Origin of the sequence: Staphylococcus pasteuri, from assembly GCF_030547725.1 — a bacterium.
Lineage (GTDB): Bacteria > Bacillota > Bacilli > Staphylococcales > Staphylococcaceae > Staphylococcus > Staphylococcus pasteuri.
The window spans coordinates 1-256 of the sequence record NZ_JAUOQO010000562.1 but is presented as its reverse complement, the minus strand read 5'-3'; the positions used below and the strand labels follow the sequence as shown (position 1 = coordinate 256).

At 48.0% G+C, this 256-nt stretch carries 1 protein-coding gene; it reads right to left on the bottom strand.

Annotation, left to right across the window (positions count from 1 at the left end; all coding sequences use genetic code 11):
- Window positions 1-256, bottom strand: a 256-nt coding sequence (locus tag Q4528_RS14730) for a type 2 periplasmic-binding domain-containing protein (RefSeq protein ID WP_303522409.1), incomplete at both ends; no start/stop codon positions are given.

The window sequence follows — 256 nt, the reverse complement described above, 5'->3', positions numbered from 1 at the left end:
CCTTTCGACCATACTGCCCAATCACCTCCGGGCTGCTTAGCATCTTCGTCTAAGTCGCAAGAAAGCAGCGGAAAGTTGAGTAAATCTTGTCGCCAATTTTGATGGTCGATTTCTTGGTAGAGACTTGGTGAACACACCGCCACTAAGCGCTCTTTGTGTAACAGTCGGCTCACATAACCAGGAGCAGTGGCCGTAAAACAAATAAACAAGTCACCGGTTTTGCTGGAAAGCAGCGGTTCTTCGGTCACCATTTGTA